Annotated in this window: 22 protein-coding genes; 18 read left to right on the top strand and 4 right to left on the bottom strand. The window is 45.4% G+C overall.

Annotation, left to right across the window (positions count from 1 at the left end):
* Positions 1 to 2 precede the first annotated feature (2 nt).
* From T2812B_RS03615 to hup, 17 genes are all read left to right on the top strand, one after another.
* Positions 3 to 296, top strand: coding sequence for an RnfABCDGE type electron transport complex subunit B (locus T2812B_RS03615; RefSeq protein ID WP_004082953.1), 294 nt, complete (start codon positions 3 to 5; stop codon positions 294 to 296).
* Complete coding sequence (gene dprA / locus T2812B_RS03610) at positions 283 to 1,296, top strand: DNA-processing protein DprA (protein WP_008193821.1); 1,014 nt, start codon at positions 283 to 285, stop codon at positions 1,294 to 1,296. The genes T2812B_RS03615 and dprA overlap by 14 nt, the downstream gene beginning before the upstream one ends.
* 4 nt (positions 1,297 to 1,300) lie before the next feature.
* Positions 1,301 to 1,552, top strand: coding sequence for a carbon storage regulator CsrA (csrA, locus tag T2812B_RS03605; protein ID WP_008193819.1), 252 nt, complete (start codon positions 1,301 to 1,303; stop codon positions 1,550 to 1,552).
* Positions 1,515 to 1,805: an Asp-tRNA(Asn)/Glu-tRNA(Gln) amidotransferase subunit GatC gene (gene gatC, locus T2812B_RS03600; protein ID WP_004082956.1), complete on the top strand. Its 291-nt coding sequence runs from the start codon at positions 1,515 to 1,517 to the stop codon at positions 1,803 to 1,805. The genes csrA and gatC overlap by 38 nt, the downstream gene beginning before the upstream one ends.
* A complete protein-coding gene (locus T2812B_RS03595) occupies positions 1,802 to 2,128 on the top strand; it encodes a YraN family protein (protein ID WP_008193816.1) in 327 nt (108 codons plus the stop codon). The genes gatC and T2812B_RS03595 overlap by 4 nt, the downstream gene beginning before the upstream one ends.
* 1 nt (position 2,129) lies before the next feature.
* Positions 2,130 to 2,582 (top strand): SsrA-binding protein SmpB, encoded by a 453-nt coding sequence (smpB, locus tag T2812B_RS03590; protein WP_011943280.1) that lies wholly within the window; start codon positions 2,130 to 2,132, stop codon positions 2,580 to 2,582.
* A gap of 50 nt (positions 2,583 to 2,632) precedes the next feature.
* Entirely contained in the window at positions 2,633 to 2,845 is a 213-nt protein-coding gene (gene rpmB / locus T2812B_RS03585; RefSeq protein ID WP_008193812.1) for a 50S ribosomal protein L28, read from the top strand.
* A gap of 403 nt (positions 2,846 to 3,248) precedes the next feature.
* Positions 3,249 to 4,259, top strand: coding sequence for a 3'-5' exoribonuclease YhaM family protein (locus T2812B_RS03575; protein WP_008193805.1), 1,011 nt, complete (start codon positions 3,249 to 3,251; stop codon positions 4,257 to 4,259).
* Positions 4,252 to 6,153: a type I DNA topoisomerase gene (topA, locus tag T2812B_RS03570; RefSeq protein WP_008193802.1), complete on the top strand. Its 1,902-nt coding sequence runs from the start codon at positions 4,252 to 4,254 to the stop codon at positions 6,151 to 6,153. Before T2812B_RS03575 ends, topA begins: the two co-directional genes overlap by 8 nt.
* Complete coding sequence (locus T2812B_RS03565) at positions 6,068 to 6,979, top strand: D-alanine--D-alanine ligase (protein ID WP_008193798.1); 912 nt, start codon at positions 6,068 to 6,070, stop codon at positions 6,977 to 6,979. Before topA ends, T2812B_RS03565 begins: the two co-directional genes overlap by 86 nt.
* A complete protein-coding gene (locus T2812B_RS03560; RefSeq protein ID WP_008193795.1) occupies positions 6,976 to 7,644 on the top strand; it encodes a DUF47 domain-containing protein in 669 nt (222 codons plus the stop codon). The genes T2812B_RS03565 and T2812B_RS03560 overlap by 4 nt, the downstream gene beginning before the upstream one ends.
* 12 nt (positions 7,645 to 7,656) lie before the next feature.
* The gene (locus T2812B_RS03555; protein ID WP_008193793.1) at positions 7,657 to 8,865 is read left to right on the top strand and encodes an inorganic phosphate transporter; all 1,209 of its coding nucleotides are present in this window, start codon (positions 7,657 to 7,659) and stop codon (positions 8,863 to 8,865) included.
* A 13-nt stretch (positions 8,866 to 8,878) separates the two neighbouring features.
* The gene (gene dnaN, locus T2812B_RS03550; RefSeq protein ID WP_004082966.1) at positions 8,879 to 9,979 is read left to right on the top strand and encodes a DNA polymerase III subunit beta; all 1,101 of its coding nucleotides are present in this window, start codon (positions 8,879 to 8,881) and stop codon (positions 9,977 to 9,979) included.
* A 10-nt stretch (positions 9,980 to 9,989) separates the two neighbouring features.
* The gene (gene mnmG, locus T2812B_RS03545) at positions 9,990 to 11,870 is read left to right on the top strand and encodes a tRNA uridine-5-carboxymethylaminomethyl(34) synthesis enzyme MnmG (RefSeq protein ID WP_008193790.1); all 1,881 of its coding nucleotides are present in this window, start codon (positions 9,990 to 9,992) and stop codon (positions 11,868 to 11,870) included.
* On the top strand, positions 11,867 to 12,586 hold the full coding sequence (locus T2812B_RS03540; protein WP_008193788.1) for a pseudouridine synthase: 720 nt from the start codon (positions 11,867 to 11,869) through the stop codon (positions 12,584 to 12,586). The genes mnmG and T2812B_RS03540 overlap by 4 nt, the downstream gene beginning before the upstream one ends.
* Complete coding sequence (gene uvrC / locus T2812B_RS03535) at positions 12,546 to 14,219, top strand: excinuclease ABC subunit UvrC (RefSeq protein WP_004082969.1); 1,674 nt, start codon at positions 12,546 to 12,548, stop codon at positions 14,217 to 14,219. The genes T2812B_RS03540 and uvrC overlap by 41 nt, the downstream gene beginning before the upstream one ends.
* Before the next feature lie 180 nt (positions 14,220 to 14,399).
* On the top strand, positions 14,400 to 14,672 hold the full coding sequence (gene hup, locus T2812B_RS03530; protein WP_004082970.1) for a DNA-binding protein HU: 273 nt from the start codon (positions 14,400 to 14,402) through the stop codon (positions 14,670 to 14,672).
* Between the two features lie 28 nt (positions 14,673 to 14,700).
* On the opposite strand, the gene mnmE is transcribed toward hup, so the two are convergent.
* From mnmE to T2812B_RS03510, 4 genes are read right to left on the bottom strand one after another with little or no spacing between them, the layout of a single operon-like run.
* Complete coding sequence (gene mnmE, locus T2812B_RS03525; RefSeq protein ID WP_004082971.1) at positions 14,701 to 16,053, bottom strand: tRNA uridine-5-carboxymethylaminomethyl(34) synthesis GTPase MnmE; 1,353 nt, start codon at positions 16,051 to 16,053, stop codon at positions 14,701 to 14,703.
* Positions 16,054 to 16,057: 4 nt separating this feature from the next.
* Entirely contained in the window at positions 16,058 to 18,364 is a 2,307-nt protein-coding gene (locus T2812B_RS03520) for a homocysteine S-methyltransferase family protein (RefSeq protein WP_008193781.1), read from the bottom strand.
* Positions 18,348 to 18,956, bottom strand: coding sequence for a hypothetical protein (locus T2812B_RS03515; protein WP_004082973.1), 609 nt, complete (start codon positions 18,954 to 18,956; stop codon positions 18,348 to 18,350). The genes T2812B_RS03520 and T2812B_RS03515 overlap by 17 nt, the downstream gene beginning before the upstream one ends.
* The gene (locus T2812B_RS03510) at positions 18,943 to 19,788 is read right to left on the bottom strand and encodes a methylenetetrahydrofolate reductase (RefSeq protein WP_008193779.1); all 846 of its coding nucleotides are present in this window, start codon (positions 19,786 to 19,788) and stop codon (positions 18,943 to 18,945) included. The genes T2812B_RS03515 and T2812B_RS03510 overlap by 14 nt, the downstream gene beginning before the upstream one ends.
* Before the next feature lie 64 nt (positions 19,789 to 19,852).
* On the opposite strand from T2812B_RS03510, the gene T2812B_RS03505 reads away from it, so the two are divergent.
* Positions 19,853 to 21,085: a hypothetical protein gene (locus T2812B_RS03505; protein WP_004082975.1), complete on the top strand. Its 1,233-nt coding sequence runs from the start codon at positions 19,853 to 19,855 to the stop codon at positions 21,083 to 21,085.
* The last annotated feature ends 17 nt before the right edge of the window (positions 21,086 to 21,102 follow it).

Here is a 21,102-nt window from a genome sequence, read left to right as displayed (position 1 = left end):
AGTTGGAAGTCATCTACTCAACGCTCTTGCTCGCTGTTCTGGGTTTTGGGTTCGGTGCCTTTCTTGCCTATTCTGCGCAAAGATTCAAGGTGGAAGAAGATCCACGTGTGAAGATGATAACGGAGGTTCTTCCTGGAATAAACTGTGGCGCGTGCGGTTTTGCCGGGTGTGAAGCCTACGCGAAGGCGATCGTGAAGGGTCAGGCGGAAACGAACAGGTGTCTCCCCGGAAGACCTCAGGGTGTCGAAGAGAAGATAAAGAAGATTCTCGAGGAGTACAAGAATGTCTCCTCTTGAGATGGCTCTGCTCGTTCATCGTGGTGGGTTCCATCTTCGGGAACTGGAACCGGAGTTACCTCTCGAAAAATTTCTGAAGAACGCGGATCCAAAAAAGACGAGGAAGTTTCTTGAAAAGTGCGGAAAAGAAGAATTAGAAAGGCAAAAGGAACTGATAAGGAAACACAATGTGAAGCTCATTTCGTTCTGGGAAGATGACTACCCCCAGCACTTGAGGGAGATCAGGTATCCGCCGGCTGTTCTTTTTGTGAGGGGCGATGCTGAGCTCTTGAAAGAAAAGTGTGTGGGAGTTGTGGGAACAAGAAGACCCACAAGTTATGGAGTGAACGTTACAAAGCGTTTTGTTAAACTGCTGAGCGAATACTTTGTGATCGTTTCCGGCATGGCGTTTGGAATAGATTCCATTGCACACAAGGAAGCTCTGAGTTCTGGAGGAAAGACGGTGGCGGTTCTCGGCACAGGAGTGGATGTTGTTTATCCGCAATCGAACGAACGACTCTTCCATGAAATTGTGAAAAACGGGTGTGTTGTCAGTGAGTATCCAATGGGAACTCGTGCTCGAAAACATCATTTTCCAGCGAGAAATCGAATCATAGCGGGTCTTTCGGATGCGATTATCGTCACAGAGGCTCCCATCAAAAGCGGTGCACTCATAACGGTGAAGTTTGCTCTGGAAAGCGGTCGTGATGTGTTCGCCGTTCCTGGTGATATAGATAGGAAGACCAGCGGAGGCACGAACTATCTGATAAAGTCGGGTGCCTATCCCCTCACCGACGAGGAAGACCTTGAAACTCACTTTGGAATCAGAAGAATCGCTTCCCCATCGCTCGATGACGACAGAAAGAAAATTTACGATCTATTGAGAAGTTCGCCAAGGACTGTCGATGAGCTTGTTGAAGAATTGGGGTGGAGCGTTTCGGAAGTCCTCGGGGTAATATCGGAGATGGAACTGATGGGAATGATCTGGTTCGACGGCGGTGCATATAGATTGCTGGGGTGATAACGTGCTGGTTCTCACCAGAAGAGTAGGGGAAAAGATCGTGATCGGTGAGGACATAGTGATAACTGTCCTGAAAATAGAGGGGAATTCTGTTAAAATTGGCATAGAGGCACCCAAACATGTGAAGATTCTTCGTGAGGAACTCTACGAAGAACTCAAGAGTGAGAACATAAAAGCTTCTGAAGTTTCAAAAGATGACCTGAAGGGGGTTTTAAAAAATGATAAAGGTTACAAAGGACCTGGTACTTCATCTTGAAAATCTGGCAAGGTTAGAACTCTCCGAAGACCAGAGAGAAAGTCTGATGAAAGATTTTCAGGAGATACTCGATTACGTGGAGCTCCTCAACGAAGTCGACGTGGAGGGTGTGGAGCCGATGTACACACCCGTTGAGGACAGCGCCAAACTCAGAAAAGGAGATCCGAGGTTCTTTGAAATGCGGGACCTCATAAAGAAGAACTTCCCTGAAGAAAAAGATGGTCACATAAAAGTCCCCGGAATCCACAGATGATGAACTGGAGGGAAGCGGAAGAACTCGCATGTAAATTTTTGAAGAAAAAAGGCTACAAAATTCTTGAAAGAAACTACAGAACGAAATACGGTGAGATAGACATAGTGGCGCGCGATGGGAGAGAGATAGTTTTTGTGGAAGTCAAGAGCGGAATCGGAAAAGTAGATCCCCTTGAAAGAATAGATCTCAGAAAGGTGAGAAATCTGGAATGGGCAGCGAGATTTTACATGATTCAGAACAAATTAAAAGGACCAGCGCGGGTTGATTTTGTGAGGGTGACTCCTGAAGGAATAGACCATTTTGAAGGTATCTGGCTGGGGTGAGATGGTGAAGGTTGTTGCCACGAACAAAAAAGCCTACACGGACTACGAGATCCTGGAAACTTACGAAGCGGGGATCGTTCTCACAGGAACGGAAGTGAAATCCCTGAGGAACGGCTCAGTCAATTTCAAGGATTCCTTCTGTAGATTCAAGAACGGGGAGCTTTACCTTTTGAATTTACACATTCCACCCTACAGTCACGGTGGAGTTTACAACCACGATCCTGAAAGGCCGAGGAAGCTGCTTCTTCACAAAAGGGAACTGAAGAGACTCATGGGTAAGGTACAGGAAGAGGGAGTAACGATAGTTCCACTGAAGATATACTTCAACGATCGCGGGATTGCAAAAGTGGAGATAGCCGTTGCTCGAGGAAAAAAGAAGTATGACAAGAGAGAAGCGATAAAAAAGAGGGAAATGGAAAGAAAGATCAGGGAGTACATGAAGTATTCGAGATAGTTATGGTATACTCTTGGAGAGAGAAATCAGACTCACGGGAGGGCATGATCATGGCAAAGAGATGTGAGGTGTGCGGAAAAGCTCCTAGATCCGGAAACACCGTTAGTCACTCAGACAAGAAGTCAGGAAGATGGTTCAGACCCAATCTCCAAAAAGTAAGAGTGGTGCTTCCAGATGGAACGATTAAAAGGATGAGAGTCTGTACATCCTGTTTGAAGTCTGGGAAAGTGAAAAAGTACGTTGGACAAGTTTCGGAGGTGTGAGCGGGCTGTTGGCCCGCATTATTTATGGCTGTAATAAGATTCAGGGTCCCTTTCTGGTATAAGTTCATCATGATTCTGCTATGGGTTGTGAGCTTTGACCTCACAATTTTCCTTTTTTATAAACCTCTCCATTCAGTCTTGCGATATTCCATTCTGATTTTGGATATAATCTTTGGTGTATGGGTGTTCTCACTCTTCAGAAAAGAGATAGTGATCGATGTAGAAAAAAGCAGACTGATTCTGGGAAAGGAATCGTTTGACCTTTCTTCGATTGAGAGAGTTGAAAGGTACGGGATGTCAATTGTTTTTCATTTAAGTGATGGAACACGTCGTGTTTTCTCTCATCCCATAGAGGACTTTGAACTTTTGAGGAAATTGATTGACGAGAAGGGAAGTGGTTGGTTTGAAACTCGGTGATTTGATGCCAAGAGATCTGCTAAAACAGGAACTGTTTGTTCAGGATTTGAAAAGTCATATCAACGACAACGTAGAAATTATCTTGAAGATTAGGAGTAAAAAACTCCAGGAAACAAAAGACAGTAAGAAATTCCTGATCATGACACTGGAGGACAGGACGGGAACCGTCAGGGCTGTGGACTGGTACAACGCTGAACTCAACGATCAGCGTCTGAAAGAAGGAAACGTCGTCAGAGTGAAGGGCAGAGTGGTATTTTTTGAGAACAGGATACAGATAAACGTGGATAACGATTACGGTGCCATAAAGATTCTGAAGAGCGACGAGTACGATTACACGAAATTCGTCGCACAGTCGAAAAAAGACCTGGAGATTTTGAAGAAAAAGCTCTTTGTCCTTCTGGATCAAATAAAGGATCAACACTACAAAAAACTTCTGAAGGCATTCTTTGAAAATAAAGAGTTCTCCGAAAAATTCTTCAGATCACCGGCGGGTATGAGAGTACATCATGCCTACATAGGAGGACTTCTAGAGCACAGCGTCACGGTCGCTGAGATTTGCAAAGAGATCAGTAAATATTACTCCCTCGATAGAGATCTTCTCATAACTGGTGCCCTCCTCCATGATGTTGGAAAGGTGGAAGAATACAGAATCACAGAATCCGGGATCGAAGTGACTACCGAAGGGGAGTTGAAAGGGCATATAGCAATAGGGGCGGCTATGGTTAGAGAAATGGCGAAGAAATTGTCTATTCCAGAGCACAAGATCCTCGAGTTAGAGCACATAATTCTTTCGCACCACGGAGAGCTCGAATGGGGTTCACCCGTGGTTCCAAAGACGATAGAGGCTTTAATAGTTCATCACGTTGAGAACCTGGATTCCAAGATAGCTCGATTCATCGAGGTTATGGAAAGTTCCGAATCGAATCAGGGTTGGACGGAGTACGACAGGAATTTGGGAAGAAGAATCTTTTTAAGAGGTGGAGGAACTGATGAGTAAGAAGGTGAAGAAATATATCGTTGTTGAATCTCCTGCCAAGGCGAAGACGATCAAGAGTATTCTTGGGAATGAGTACGAAGTATTCGCTTCGATGGGGCACATCATAGACCTTCCCAAGAGCAAGTTCGGTGTGGATCTGGAAAAGGATTTCGAACCGGAATTCGCGGTGATAAAAGGGAAAGAGAAGGTAGTTGAAAAGCTGAAGGATCTTGCAAAAAAAGGCGAACTGCTCATCGCTTCTGATATGGATAGAGAAGGGGAAGCCATAGCCTGGCACATAGCCAGGGTAACGAACACACTGGGGAGAAAGAACAGGATCGTGTTCTCTGAGATCACTCCTCGTGTGATAAGAGAAGCCGTTAAGAATCCTCGAGAGATTGACATGAAGAAAGTTCGTGCGCAGCTTGCAAGAAGGATTTTAGACAGGATCGTTGGTTATTCTCTGAGTCCGGTTCTCTGGAGAAACTTCAAATCCAATTTGAGCGCTGGTAGAGTCCAATCAGCAACCTTGAAGCTCGTTTGTGACAGAGAGAGAGAAATCCTCAGGTTTGTGCCAAAGAAGTACCACAGGATCACCGTCAATTTCGATGGTCTCACAGCAGAAATAGATGTGAAAGAAAAGAAGTTCTTCGACGCTGAAACGTTGAAAGAGATCAAGAGTATAGACGAACTCGTTGTAGAAGAGAAAAAGGTTTCTGTGAAAAAGTTTGCGCCTCCAGAACCCTTCAAAACCAGTACCCTCCAGCAGGAAGCGTATTCTAAACTGGGTTTCTCCGTTTCCAAAACCATGATGATTGCCCAGCAGTTGTATGAGGGCGTGGAAACAAAAGATGGGCATATCGCGTTCATAACCTATATGAGAACAGATTCAACGCGTGTTTCGGACTACGCGAAAGAAGAAGCCAGAAATCTGATAACGGAGGTCTTTGGAGAAGAGTACGTTGGTTCAAAGAGAGAAAGGAGAAAGAGCAACGCAAAAATACAGGATGCGCATGAGGCAATTCGTCCCACGAACGTTTTCATGACACCTGAAGAAGCGGGAAAATACCTGAATTCTGACCAGAAAAAACTCTACGAGTTAATATGGAAGAGATTTCTCGCATCGCAAATGAAGCCTTCTCAATACGAGGAAACTCGTTTTGTCCTGAGAACAAAGGATGGGAAGTACAGATTCAAGGGAACGGTGCTGAAGAAGATTTTCGATGGGTACGAAAAGGTGTGGAAGACGGAAAGAAACACGGGAGAGTTTCCTTTCGAAGAGGGAGAATCTGTGAAACCGGTGGTTGTAAAAATAGAGGAACAGGAAACCAAACCGAAACCAAGGTACACAGAGGGTTCTCTTGTAAAAGAAATGGAAAGACTCGGTATAGGTCGTCCCAGCACATATGCGTCCACGATAAAGCTCCTGTTGAACAGGGGTTACATAAAAAAGATCAGGGGCTATCTCTATCCAACGATTGTTGGAAGCGTTGTCATGGATTATCTGGAGAAAAAGTACTCTGATGTTGTTAGCGTTTCCTTCACAGCTGAAATGGAAAAGGACCTCGATGAAGTCGAACAGGGTAAGAAAACGGACAAAATCGTTCTGCGGGAGTTTTATGAATCCTTTTCCAGTGTGTTCGACAGGAACGACAGAATTGTGGTTGATTTTCCGACGAACCAGAAATGTTCGTGTGGAAAGGAAATGAGGCTCTCTTTTGGAAAATACGGCTTCTATTTGAAATGCGAGTGTGGTAAAACCAGAAGCGTGAGGAACGACGAAATTGCGGTCATAGACGATGGAAAGATATTCCTGAGGAGGAAAGACAATGAAAGTGGCACTTCTGATGGGAGGAGTGTCGAGGGAAAGGGAAATCTCCCTGAGAAGCGGAGAAAGGGTAAAAAAGGCTCTTGAAAAACTCGGGTATGAACACACCGTTTTTGACGTTAGAGAAGATTTTCTCAGGAAAGTGGATCAGTTAAAAAGTTTTGATGTGGTCTTCAACGTTCTCCACGGAACTTTCGGTGAAGATGGGACGCTTCAGACAATTCTTGATTTTTTGGGAGTCAGATACACCGGGTCCGATGCGTTTTCAAGCATGATATGTTTTGATAAACTCGTGACTTACAGGTTTTTAAAAGGCATCGTTGAGATACCTGATTTTGTGGAGATCAAGGAATTCATGAAAACTTCTCCCCTCGGGTATCCCTGTGTGGTAAAACCAAGGAGAGAGGGTTCAAGCATAGGAGTGTTCGTTTGTGAATCGGATGAAGAGTTTCAACACGCGCTCAAGGAAGATTTACCACGATATAGAAGCGTGATTGTTCAAAAGTACATCCCCGGCAGGGAGATGACTGTGTCTATTTTAGAAACGGAAAAAGGTTTCGAGGTCCTTCCCGTTCTTGAGTTGCGGCCAAAGCGTCGTTTCTACGATTACGTTGCGAAGTACACGAAAGGTGAAACGGAGTTCATTCTTCCCGCTCCTTTGAATCCTCCAGAAGAACGCCTCGTTAAGGAAACAGCTCTCAAAGCGTTTGTAGAAGCTGGTTGCAGAGGTTTTGGGAGAGTGGATGGTATTTTCAGCGATGGCAGGTTCTACTTTCTGGAAATCAACACGGTACCGGGTTTAACGGAAACCAGTGATCTTCCGGCAAGTGCGAGAGCGGAGGGAATCGAGTTCGAGGAACTCGTTGATATCATCTTAAAAAGCGCTTTTTTGAAAGAAGGGGTGAGAGTATGAAATTTATAGAAAAAATGCTCCCGGAGGAGTCTCCCATCGATCTTCTCATAAATCTTTCCAGAAGAGGCGAAGCGGTCGTTGTGCTTCTCAAGGATGCCATCGAGGATTACTTCACCGGAAAATTCGGAGAAGGTCACCTCAATCGTGTGATCTCTCTGGAGCGAGAGTCAGATGAGATCAAGTCAAAGTTGAAGAAGATGTATCTCAAAATGAAGTACACCTACTTCGAAAAGGACGACTTTCTTTACATAGTTCACAAAGCAGATGAGATTCTTGACCTTGTCAGGGATATCGTCATCATGCTCGACATGAACAGAGTTGAAGATGTACCGGAGAATATCAAAGAGTTATTCGCGGAACTCGTTGAAAACGTTCTGGATACTATCAGAGAAACCACCGAGGCAATCGAACAGCTTCGCACACTCGCGGAGAGCGGTTTTTCACCTTTTGAAAAAGAAAAGGAAGAAAGAGAAATCTTTGACGTGTCCATGGAGGAGAGGGAAGTCGACACAATATCGAGGAATCTTGGTAAAAAACTCTATTCCCTCAAAAACAGTATGAATCCGGTAGATCTGATTTTCTTGAACAAAGTGGCAAGACTTATTTCAAAGATTGCCGATCAGGGCAAAGATATCACAAAGAGGATAAATTCCATCCTTAGGTGAGGAGGGAATAACGTGACAATACTCATCATAGCTGGCATACTTGGTTTCATCATGGCTTTCTCCATAGGAGCCAACGATGTGGCGAACTCCATGGCGACAGCTGTTGGGGCAAGGGCTATAACTGTGAGACAGGCAGCTCTTATAGCGATGTTTCTCGAGTTTCTTGGAGCAGTTATGTTCGGCTCCCATGTCTCCCAGACGATCGTCAAAGGAATAGTGGAAGTGGAGAAAGTTCAACCGGTAGAACTCATGTATGGTGCACTGTCAGCCTTGATCGCAGCTTCACTCTGGATCCTGATAGCGACCAACTGGGGTTATCCCGTTTCCACCACCCATTCTATAGTCGGAGGAATGATGGGATTCGGTCTTGTGGCGGTGGGCATAGATGGCGTGAACTGGAAAACGTTTCTCTTCATAGTACTTTCCTGGGTTGTTTCACCTGTTCTCGGCGGTTTGATTTCCTTTGTGATGTTCAAACTGATCTCTCTTTCGGTGTTCCACACAAAAAATCCGAAGAAATCTTCCACTGTCGCTATTCCGTTTTTCATATCTCTTGCGATTTTCACAATGATATCTCTTTTTGTAAAAAAGACGCTCAAACAGCCTCTCAGTGAATCTCTTCTGCTCGGTATCGCTTTCTCTCTCGTAACATTTTTTGTGGTTCACTTCGCTGTGAGAAAGTTGATAAACAAAAAGAAAGATGTGTACGATGCGGTTGAAAATGTGTTCAAGCGCGCTCAGATTCTCACTTCATGCTACGTTTCTTTTTCTCATGGAGCCAACGACGTTGCCAACGCGGCGGGCCCTGTAGCGGCGGTCATGATCGTTGCGTCAACGGGTGTTGTTCCAAAAACCGTCGAGATTCCGTTTCTGGCGCTTCTTCTTGGGGGAATCGGTATCTCGCTCGGTGTGTTCTTCCTTGGACAGAAGGTCATGGAAACGGTGGGTGAAAAGATAACTACGCTCACAAATTCCAGGGGATTCACAGTGGATTTTTCCACTGCGACGACGGTTCTACTCGCTTCGTCACTAGGGCTTCCTATCTCCACGACACACGTTGTGGTTGGAGCTGTCACGGGTGTTGGCTTCGCCAGAGGGCTTGAGATGGTGAACGTTGGTGTGTTGAAGAACATCGTTATATCCTGGCTTCTCATAGTACCAACGGTGGCTGCGACTTCCGCGGCTGTCTATTGGGTTTTGAAACTGATACTAAAATTCTAATGGGGGTGAGACGATGAAAGTAACTGTCACGACTCTTGAATTGAAAGACAAAATAACCATCGCCTCAAAAGCGCTCGCAAAGAAATCCGTGAAACCCATTCTTGCCGGATTTCTTTTCGAAGTGAAAGATGGAAATTTCTACATCTGCGCGACCGATCTCGAGACCGGAGTCAAAGCAACCGTGAACGCCGCTGAAATCTCCGGTGAGGCACGTTTTGTGGTACCAGGAGATGTCATTCAGAAGATGGTCAAGGTTCTCCCAGATGAGATAACGGAACTTTCTTTAGAGGGGGATGCTCTTGTTATAAGTTCTGGAAGCACCGTTTTCAGGATCACCACCATGCCCGCGGACGAATTTCCAGAGATAACGCCTGCCGAGTCTGGAATAACCTTCGAAGTTGACACTTCGCTCCTCGAGGAAATGGTTGAAAAGGTCATCTTCGCCGCTGCCAAAGACGAGTTCATGCGAAATCTGAATGGAGTTTTCTGGGAACTCCACAAGAATCTTCTCAGGCTGGTTGCAAGTGATGGTTTCAGACTTGCACTTGCTGAAGAGCAGATAGAAAACGAGGAAGAGGCGAGTTTCTTGCTCTCTTTGAAGAGCATGAAAGAAGTTCAAAACGTGCTGGACAACACAACGGAACCGACTATAACGGTGAGGTACGATGGAAGGAGGGTTTCTCTGTCGACAAATGATGTAGAAACGGTGATGAGAGTGGTCGACGCTGAATTTCCCGATTACAAAAGGGTGATCCCCGAAACTTTCAAAACGAAAGTGGTGGTTTCCAGAAAAGAACTCAGGGAATCTTTGAAGAGGGTGATGGTGATTGCCAGCAAGGGAAGCGAGTCCGTGAAGTTCGAAATAGAAGAAAACGTTATGAGACTTGTGAGCAAGAGCCCGGATTATGGAGAAGTGGTCGATGAAGTTGAAGTTCAGAAAGAAGGGGAAGATCTCGTGATCGCTTTTAACCCGAAGTTCATCGAGGACGTTTTGAAGCACATTGAGACTGAAGAAATCGAAATGAACTTCGTTGATTCTACCAGTCCATGTCAGATAAATCCACTCGATATTTCTGGATACCTTTACATAGTGATGCCCATCAGACTGGCATGAGGTGATTGGTTTGAGGCCTGAGGACGATCGTGTCTATGATGTGATCGTTGTGGGAGCCGGTCATGCGGGAATAGAGGCAGCTCTTGCGGTTGCCAGAATGGGTTTCAGAGTACTTGTCCTCACGGTGAATCCGGACACCGTGGGATGGGCCCCGTGCAATCCCGCCATAGGTGGTCCGGCAAAGGGTGTTGTGGTTCGCGAAATAGACGCTCTCGGTGGAGAGATGGCCAAAACCACCGACGAGACGATGATAAACGTGCGAATGCTGAACGTGAGCAAAGGGCCCGCTGTGAGGGCTTTGAGGGCTCAGATAGACAAGATTTCGTACAGCAGAACGATGAAAAGAAAGCTGGAAACGAATCCGAACATAGTGTTGAGACACGGTATCGTTGAAAGGATTCTAACGGAGAAGGGAAGAGTTAAGGGAGTTGTAGACAATTACGGGATAGACTATCTGGGAAAAGCCGTGATCGTGACAACAGGGACTTTTCTGAGGGGAAAGATATTCATCGGCCGTTCCACATTCCCAGCGGGTCGTATGGGAGAGTTTCCAGCGACAAAACTCACGGAAAGTCTCATAGAACTGGGATTCGAAGTTGGTAGATTCAAAACAGGAACGCCGGCTCGTGTGTTGAAGCGCTCTATAAACTTTTCCGTTATGGAAAGGCAGGACACCTCGGATGAACCCCTTGCTTTTTCCTTCTTTGACGAACCGAGAGTTCTCCCGAAGGATTATCCCTGCTGGCTGACCAGAACGAACCCGGAAACCCACAGCATAATAAAACAGTATCTGGAATTTTCGCCCCTTTATGGAACGGTCAAACTCATAGAAGGAATAGGACCAAGGTACTGTCCTTCTATAGAGGACAAGGTTGTCAAATTCAAAGACAAAGAATCGCATCAAGTCTTCGTAGAGCCAGAAGGAAGAGACACGGAGGAATACTATCTGAACGGTTTGAGTACGAGTCTTCCCTATGAAGCACAGATAAAGATGATAAGAAGCGTGAAAGGACTCGAGAACGCAATCGTTACTCGTCCTGCCTACGCGATAGAGTACGACTACATAGATCCCAGGCAGCTCTATCCCACACTTGAATCCAAGCTTGTGGAGAATCTCTATTTCGCAGGTCAGGTGAACGGGACGAGCGGATATGAAGAAGCGGCTGGTCAGGGCATAATCGCTGGTATAAACGCTGCTCTCAAACTCCGGGGAGAGCCTCCTCTCATTTTGAAGAGATCTGAGGCTTACATTGGTGTTCTGATAGATGATCTGGTAACAAAGGGAGTGGATGAACCATATCGGCTTCTCACTTCGAGGGCTGAGTATCGTCTTCTTCTACGCCATGACAACGCTCATCTGCGCCTGGCAAAGTACGGCTATCGGGTGGGGCTGATTCCCAAGTGGTTCTACGAAAAGGTGCTGAGTCTTGAGCGTAGAATAAACGAAGAGATCGAACGTTTGAAGAAGGTCATTGTGAAACCTTCTGACAGGGTCAACGATCTTTTAACTTCCTTGAGAACCAGTCCTCTTAAAGAACCGGTTTCTTTTTATCAGCTCTTGAAACGTCCTCAATTGAGTTACAGTGCGCTGAAGTTTCTGGATCCGAATCCTATAGACGATCCGGAAGTTGTGGAACAGGTGGAAATAAACGTGAAATATGAGGGATACATTCAGAAGATGTTCGAAGAGGTCGCCGTCTTTGAGAAGTATGAAAATTACGAGATACCACACGATTTAGATTACGACGCGGTTCCAAATCTCTCCACAGAAGCGAGAGATAAATTGAAGAAGATCAGGCCAAGATCCATCGGTCAGGCCATGAGAATCCCGGGAATAAATCCTTCCGATATTTCGAACCTCATAATCTACCTGGACAGGAAGAAACAATGAGACTGGACAGGTATCTTTCGAATAGTGGTGTGGGAACGAGAAAAGAAGTGAAAAAACTGATAAAACAGGGCAGGGTGACCGTTAACGGGAGAGTAGTGCTCGATCCTGGACATCCTGTGTCGGAGAACGACGCAGTTGCGCTCGATGGTGAGGTGGTGAGATTTCACAAAAAGGTTTACATTCTCTTCTACAAGCCTTCAGGATACGTGACCAGCACGAAAGATCCCCATTCGGAAACCATCATGGAATTTCTTCCCCCATTGAAAGGAATTTTCCCTGTTGGAAGACTCGATAAAGATGCCGAAGGTCTCCTGATAATAACGAACGATGGTGATTTCGCTCATCGTGTGATTTCGCCGAAATGGTCTGTAGAAAAAGAGTACATTGTGAAGGTAGAAGGAGAAGTCACAGAAGACAAGATAGAAAAGTTGAAAAATGGTGTGACTTTAAGGGATGGTTTTTTCGCGAAAGCAAAGCGCGTGGAGAAGCTGTCGAACGACACGTTGAAGATAGTTATAACGGAGGGTAAGTATCATCAGATCAAACGAATGACAGCCGCTGTGGGTCTAAAAACAGTGCACTTGAAGAGAACAAGAATCGGTGGACTCGTTTTACCCGATGACATGAAACCCGGAGAGTACAGATTCTTGAGTGAAGAGGAGGTGAAGAAGGTTTTTGAAAGAGAAGATCAGAAAGAAGATACTCCTCGCTCCTGAAGAACCTGGTGTTTACATCTTCAAAAACAAAGGGGTTCCCATCTACATAGGAAAAGCAAAGAGATTGTCCAATAGATTAAGGAGTTACCTCAATCCCCAGACGGAGAAAGTGTTCAGAATCGGCGAAGAAGCTGACGAACTGGAAACGATCGTTGTGATGAACGAAAGGGAAGCGTTCATACTCGAGGCAAATCTCATAAAGAAGTACAGGCCGAAGTACAACGTTCGTCTCAAAGACACAGATTTCTATCCTTACATCAGGATATCCGATGACGAGATACCGTACGTTGAAATTGTGAAGAGAAAACTGTGGGATGGAACGTACTTTGGGCCCTACACCAGCGTTCAATTCGTCAGAAATCTGCTGGAAATCCTTCAGAAAATAATGGGATTCAGAACCTGTAAATCCGATTTGAAAAGGATAAAGAGGCCCTGTTTTCTTTACCATCTTGGCAGATGTATCGGCCCGTGCATTGGAAACATAGAATCGCATGAAGAAGCAATAAGAAAGCTGAGAGAGTTTCTCTCGGGAAACATGGAAGAAGTCTTCGATTATCTGAAAGAAAAGATGGAAACTCATAGCAAAATGCTCGATTTTGAGAACGCTGCAAAGTACAGGGACCTTCTTTTGAATCTGTCGAATGTTCTGGAATCTCAGGGTGTGGTTTTTGAAGAAAATATCAATTGTGATGTTCTGGTCCATGCACACGACCTGTTCGTAGTTCTGAGAGTCAGGAATGGTTACCTGGTAGGGAAGATCTCCTTTGAAATGGAAGGGGGAAATGTGGAAGATTTCATCAGAGAATACTACATATCTGGGAGAGGTGATATCCCGAAAACTCTCATTCTGGAGAGTGATCTGGACGAAATGGATTACTCGTCTCTCGGTTTTGAGTATGTAGGACCGCCACGCTCCACCACAGAAGAAGATCTTCTTGAGAAAGCAAAGAAAAACCTGGAAAACGAGTTAAAAATGAGAGGATTGAGGAAGGAAGCGCTCGAAGAATTGATGAAGCTCCTGAACATGAAGGATTTTCCGTACAGGATAGAAGGGATCGATATTTCTCATCTTCAGGGAAAATACACCGTGGCTTCTCTGGTGGTGTTTGAAGATGGATTTCCCAAAAAGGGCGATTACAGACGTTATAAGATCGAACAGGATCATCCCGATGATTACGAATCGATAAGAACAGTTGTGAAAAGAAGATATTCGAAACACCCGCTTCCGAATCTTCTGTTCGTGGATGGTGGAATAGGTCAAGTGAACGCTGCTATCGAAGCGTTGAAGGAAATAGGAAAGGACTGTCCTGTGGTTGGTCTCGCGAAGAAGGAAGAGACCGTTGTCTTTGAAAACAGAGAAATACACCTTCCACACGATCACCCGGTTTTGAGGCTTCTCGTTCAGATAAGAGACGAAACACATAGATTCGCTGTGAGTTACCACAGAAAGCGGAGGGAGAAAGAATCACTCAGGTCTGTTCTTGACAATGTACCCGGAATAGGTCCCATCAGAAAGAAAAAGCTCATTGAACACTTTGGTTCCCTGGAGAATATTCGTTCTGCATCCCTGGAGGAAATAGCAAGGGTCATTGGTAGTACTGAGATAGCACGAAGGGTCCTGGATATTTTGTAAATTTTCTGTAACTGATTCTAATTTTTGTCCTATTTTTCGAAATCCCGCTTTTTATGGGGATTTTAGAACTTTCAGACTTCGAAGTGCTTTTCTAAAGGGACTTGCAACACCCCGCTGTAAAATGGTATATTTACAAGCAGTGAGAAGAGTGCTTTACAACCCTAGAAAGGAGGGGGTTTCATGAACAAGAAGGAACTCATCGACAGGGTGGCGAAGAAAGCAGGTGCGAAGAAAAAGGATGTAAAATTGATTCTCGACACCATCCTTGAAACGATCACAGAAGCTCTCGCAAAGGGTGAAAAGGTTCAGATCGTTGGATTCGGAAGCTTCGAAGTGAGGAAGGCCGCTGCAAGAAAAGGCGTGAATCCTCAGACAAGAAAACCCATCACCATTCCCGAAAGAAAGGTCCCGAAGTTCAAACCCGGAAAAGCCCTCAAAGAGAAGGTCAAGTGATAGGGGAAGGGGAAACCCTTCCCCTCATTCATTTTCCAACGCAGAAATTGGAGAATATGGTATCCAGCAGATCTTCCCTGAAGCTCCTTCCTGTCACTTCATCGAGAAGATTGAGAGCCCTCTCTAGATCTATAGAAGCCATATCAACCGGCATTCCTTCCTTCAAAGACTTTATAGCGTCTTCCAGATGTCCTTTAACGTTTTCAAGCAACTGTTTTTGTCGAAGATTTGTGATGAGAGAATCAGAACCTCTTTCAAAGATCTCCTGAGTTTCTCTGTAGATGGATTCTTCCAGCTTTTCAAGTCCTTCTCCTTTCAGGGCAGATATCTTCACCATGTGTCTGTCTGTTCCGAGTTTGTTTTTTATCTCCTCTTCATTTATCTTCTCCACCACATCTACTTTGTTTATCACCACAAGATAGCGTTTGTTCTTTATCCTTTCGAGGATTTTTCTGTCCTCTTCGTCAAGTGGTGAAGAAGCATCGAGCACAAACAGTACTATGTCAGCTTTCTCTATTTCCTGAAGAGTTCTCTCTATCCCCAGTCTCTCGACCAGATCGTTCGTTTCCGATCTCACACCCGCTGTGTCGACTATCCTGAAAAGAATTCCTCTTATGACGATTTCTTCACTGATAACATCCCTTGTTGTTCCGGGTATATCTGTGACGATCGCCCTGTCCTCGTTCAAAAGTCGATTCAGAAGAGTAGATTTTCCCACGTTGGGCTTTCCCACGATGACCATCCTGAGTCCTCTGTTGAGAAGAATACCCGCATCTGCTTTTTTCAGTTCTTCTGTGAGCTTTTCTTTTATTCGCTCCAGTCTGGTCACCACTTCGCCCGTGTTCGTTTCTATCTCGTCTGGATAATCGAGCTCTACCCGTATCTCAGCAAGGACTTCTATGAGTTCTCTTCTCAAGCTATCAACGAAGTCTCTCAATCCTCCCTTGAGGTTCCTCAGGGAGAGTTTCAAACTAGTTTCACTTTTCGCCTCTATGAGATCTCTTACAGCCTCTGCCGAAGTGAGATCCATTTTTCCGTTCAAAAAAGCTCGTTTTGTGAACTCGCCGGGTTCAGCCATTCTCGCTCCAGATTTCAAGAAGAGATCCAGCAGCTTTTTCACCACGAGCGGTCCTCCGTGGCACATCACCTCTACCATGTCCTCTCCTGTGTAGCTCTTTGGTGATTTGTAGAAAACGACCACTACCTCATCCACATCTTCTCCGTTTTCGTGGATCCAGCCGTGGATTGCCTTTCGTGGAACGATTTTCGATCGTGTTCGAAGGTGTTTCTGAACGATCTTCCAGCTATCTGGACCGCTCAACCTGAGAATCGCGATTGCTCCTTTTCCGGGAGGGGTAGCTACAGCGACAATGGTATCCACACTCTCATCTCCCAAGAGATTTCAATATTTTTACCGCTTCGGAAGCATTCTTTGCGTAATAGTCCGCTCCAAGCTCTTTTGCTAGTTTTTCGTTCAGGGAAGCACCACCCACTATGACAGGGATTTTCAGGTTCTTTTCTTTGAGCTTTTCCACAACTTCCTTTATTCTGCCGACGGTGGTTGTCATCATTGCAGACAGACCGAGTGCAACGGGTCTTTCTTTTTCCACGGCTTCCACTATTTCCGATGTGTCCACGTCTTTTCCAAGGTCCACCACGCGGTACCCGCTGCTTCTGATGACAGATGCCACTATGTTCTTTCCTATGTCGTGCACATCACCCTTGACTGTTGCAATGACGAACGTTTCACCCTGACTGTCTGATGGAAGCATCGATGTCAGTTTGTCGAACACGGGTTTCACCGTTTGAGCGGCGAGGATGAGTTGCGGCAGAAAGATCTTTCCCTTATCGTAGAGTTCTCCAATACGTTCCATCGCTGGCCTCAGGTGTTCTTCTATGACGGAAAGAGGATCTTTTTCCTTCAGAAAATCCTCCACAAGCTTCTCGAGTTCCGACCGGTTCCCGGAGAGTATGATTTCAACCAGTTTTTCTTCCTTCACTTCAGCCCTGGGAAGTTCCTTCTTTTCAAGTATCACAAGTGTAGCGTTCAAGGTCTTCATTAGTGTTTCGTCGAGGGGATTCATGATGGCAGAGCTCAGGCCTTTAGATATTCCAAGAACGAGAAAAGCGGTGTTGTAATAACTTCTGTCAGGAAGTCCGAAAGACAGGTTGGAAAGACCAACAGTCGTGTTGAAACCCCTGCTTGAAATGAATTCTATGGTCTTCAATACTTCTACCGGTTTTCCTTCTGCACCGAGGGGCAGAACTCCTGGATCGAAGATCACCCTGTCTGAGAAATCGTGTCTCTCCAGGATTTTCAAAGCCTTTTCGAAGTACTCTTTTCTCTCTTCGAAGCTTTTTGGAACGTCTTTTCCCATCAATAGTACGATGAGTGTACCTCCGTATTTCTTCAACAGGTTTATTTTCATTTCGAGTTCTTCTTCATCCACCTTGGCCGAGTTGAAAAGAGATCTTCCCGGATAGGCTCTGAGCGCTCTCTCTGTGAGGTCGACGTTCTGGATGTCCAAGGAAAGAGGAACGTTCGAAACATACGGAAGTGTTTGAACGATCTTTTCCACGTATCGTACGTCTATCTGAGATTCTATCCCGAAGTTCACATCAAGCACTTCCGCGCCTTTTTCCACCTGTGTTTTCGCTTCCTTGATCACAATTTCTTCGTTTCCTTTCTGCATCTCCGCCCATAGCTTCTTTCTACCTGCCGGGTTTATCCTCTCTCCTATGACGACGAAATGATCGAACGTCACGAGTTTTGAAGGAGAAGAGACAGCGAATATTCTCTTTTTCTTTCTTTGAAGAGGCTTTCTGTTTCCGAGAACTTTTCTGAAGAGCTTCACGTGTTCAGGGGTGGTTCCGCAGCAGCCTCCGAATATGTTCACGCCGAGTTCGTAATAGGAGTCTATGTGAACGGCAAAATCGTGTGGTTTTAAAGGATACACAGTTTTCCCGTTCTCCACGATGGGCTTTCCCGCGTTAGGTTCCACTACGAGAAACTTGTCTGTGTACTGGGACAGTTCCTGAAAAATGGGAAGGATCTCTTCGGGCCCGAGTGAACAGTTTATACCGAGGGCATCGATATCCAGTTCATCGAACGTGATGGCAAAGTTTGCGGGATCTGTCCCTGTAAGACTTCTTCCCTTCTCATCGAATGTCATGTGGGCAATCAGGAAAACATCCCGGGATACTTCCCTTGCCGCAAGCACAGCGGCTTTCAGCTCGAGAATGTCCGAGAACGTCTCAAAGATGATTCCGTCCACACCTTCTTCGACCATTATCTCCACGGTTTCTCTGAAGTTCTCGTAGAATTCCTCGAACAAAGTGCTTCCGAGTGGATAGGGAAGTTCTCCCGTCGGTCCGATATCTCCAAAAACAAGCTTTTCTCCAGCTGCTCTTCTTGCGATTCTCACAGCGTTTCTCACAATAGGGTCCAGTTTGTCCTCCAGCCCGTGTTTTCTCAGTTTCATCCTTGTGGCACCGAACGTGTTCGTCAGAATGACATCCGATCCACTCTCTATGTAACTTCTATGAACTTTCAGCACCACATCGGGTGCTTTTATATTCAGCTCTTCGGGAAGGTCATCGTATCCGTACTTCATGAATTCTGTTCCGTAAGCACCATCTAGGAGCAACACCCTTTCTGAAAGCAATTTTGAAACCTCACGTCTGTTTCTCATTCTTCTCCCTCCAGCCCACGAACGCTGTGATGGTTTTTCTGGGAACGAGCACGTAGGAGTCTTCGATCACATTGACGTCCACTTCTTCCTTGAAAATTTCGGCGATTTTCTTGTTCAAGGAAAGTGGAAGGTCTCCATATCCGGGTGAAATTCTAAAACTTCCCTCCAGGTTGGATCTTTTCATTCTGAGCTCCGCATCTACCTTTCTCAAAGCGTACTCCACCATCTCTGAAGCGATTCCATCGATGAAAAACGCGAGAAGATCCTCTCCTTTTCTAAAGTATTCCTCTATCTTTTCGTCCACCTTTTTTCCGAGGGTCGCAAGAAAAACTGTGATGATCTTACTCCCAGAAAGGTGTTTCGTTGCAAGTTCACCCGTGAGTCTCATGTCGTCGAAAGAGAGAGAACCGTCCACCTCGAAATCTCGCCACAGAACCACAGGTTTTGCCGCATCGAGAAGCTCTTCGTAAGCCCTGTTCACCGTTTTCCTGAATTCTTCAGGTATCTCCTCTGCTCCTCCAAAACCGAGCTTTGCCTTCAAAACGTTGTCTGGAATCTTTATCTCGCTGGGGGCTATTTCAACTTTTGGCAATTTCTACCACCTTCCTGATTTTTTCGAGATCTTTCACTATAGCCACTATGTAGAAACCATCCAGTACACCTTTTGTTTCTTCAACGAATCTGAGTACACTTTCAAAACTTTTTTCTTTCAGGTAATCGTCACCCTTCTCCGTGGAATTCACTATCTCATCGGGTATTTCTATTCCAGGAACACTCGAGAAGTAACTCATCTGTTTTGCGTTTTCAAAGAAGACTATAGAAGCGAGAATTTTCGTGTTCAGTTCTTCCTTGATCTTTTTCGCCACCTCGCTGTTGAAAAGTGGCTGGGTGACAAGGAAATCCACACCGGCTTCAATCTTCTGTTTAGCTCTTTTTATATCCTTATCACTGAAAGGGTTCAGCGCACCACCAACGAAGAAATCGGTTTTTCCATAGATCTTGTTTCCGGCAAGATCCGTTCCTTCGTTCATAAGTTTTGTGAGTCTTATGAGGTCCAAAATGTCTATATCGTTAACGGAGGTCGTGTCAGGGTAATCACCGTGGGAAGGATTGTCCCCAGACAGAAGAAGCAGATTCTTCACTCCGAGGGCATGACAGCCCAGAAGGTCAGATTGTATTCTTATCATATTCCTTGTGTTCCTCGTGAAATGCATGAGAACATCTTTTCCGCTTTCCACAAGAAGGTGGGAAGCAGCCCAGGGAGCCATTCTCACTCTTCCCATCGGCATGTCGGTCACCGTGAACGCGTCGATACCTGTCTTCCAGGCTTCTTCGGTGAACTCCATGAACCTACCCAGATTTGTGCCTCTTGGTGTCAGCACTTCCAGAACAACACATTTTCCTATCTCGAGAGATTTTCTCAACGTGCTACCTCCTTTCCTGTGTTATCATAAGTTTTGGTGAAGAAAAAAGAAGGAGGTTCTGAACATGAAGAAAGGGATAATCTTTATCCTGCTGATTCTCACGGCCCTCTCTTTTTCACAAATATTAAACTATGTACCGGAGAATTTCAAGGTGATTCGATATGTGAAGGATTTATCAGAGTTCTACTCCGAGATCAAAAGTCTTCCCACCGGCCGTTTCCTGACAGAGAGCCTCGGTCTTGAGATGATGATACAGGGTGTTCTGGAGTCCCAGCTTCTCAGCAGGGATATAGAGCCTTCCGACTTCTACGATCTCCTCTCTCACGAATTTCTCTTTGTACAGCTCAACAGCGAAGACACTTGCTTCGTTCTGGGACCATCTGAAAAGGCAAAGAAACTGAAAGACAGCATAAAGTCTCTTGTGGTTGATCTGCTGGGAATGGAAGATGTGGTCGTTGTTGAAAAAGATGGGTATCTCTTCTTAGGAACAGCTAAAGCAGTGAACGCTTCTTTGAAAGGTGGAGGGAAGATTCCCGACACTCTGAAGACCGCAGATTTCTTTGGCTACGGTTTGCTGCAAGGTGAGAAGTATTCCTTCACCGTTGTGAGCACAAAAGAATCCGCGAGTGATCATCTCTCGATAAAGGTGGAAATCGCTCCAGCGGATGATACTTCCAGAAACTTCCTCGAAAAAGTAGGACAGCCAAGGAAAGTCCCATCTGATTACTACACGTTCGGAGAATTGACGGTGATTTTCAACACGGAGAATTACGATGGACTGTTGGATGTTCTCTCCAGTGCTGGATTTTCTATAGAAAGCGAGAATCTACCTGTTCAACTCCCCGAATCGGACATTGAGAAAGTTGTCAAAAATCTCTTTGAAGAACTCGAACCTCCAATGTTCTTGAGTGCGAATGTATCTTCAGCGGTTATGGACCTGATAGCCGGATCCACTCCCACCAATCTCGAAGTTGTTGCAAAAGCCAGGCTGAAAACCCCTGATGCAGTGGAAAACGCTTTAAAAGCCGCGGGAGTTCAGTACAGGAAGGAAGGCAGGTGTTTTGTTCTGGAAAATGGATTATCGATTTGCACAGAGGGAGACACAGTCGTTCTGAAAAGCGAGCAATTTTCTCCCAGAGATCTCGATATCACGCCTGCAAAGAACGACGTTTTCTTCCTCTTTCTCGATATGAAAGCTGTCATGGAATCGCTTGTGGGAGAGGGTGAGGAGGCTTACATCTTTGCGAGGGGCTTCTACAAAGATGGGAAGATGGTTTTCTATGTTAACGTGAAATGATACCGAAGTTAATCGTG

The sequence above is a fragment of the Thermotoga sp. 2812B genome (assembly GCF_000789335.1).
In the GTDB taxonomy this organism is placed as follows: Bacteria; Thermotogota; Thermotogae; order Thermotogales; family Thermotogaceae; genus Thermotoga; species Thermotoga maritima.
Note: the sequence above shows the minus strand (reverse complement) of the source record. Positions and strands in the feature narration are given on the sequence as shown.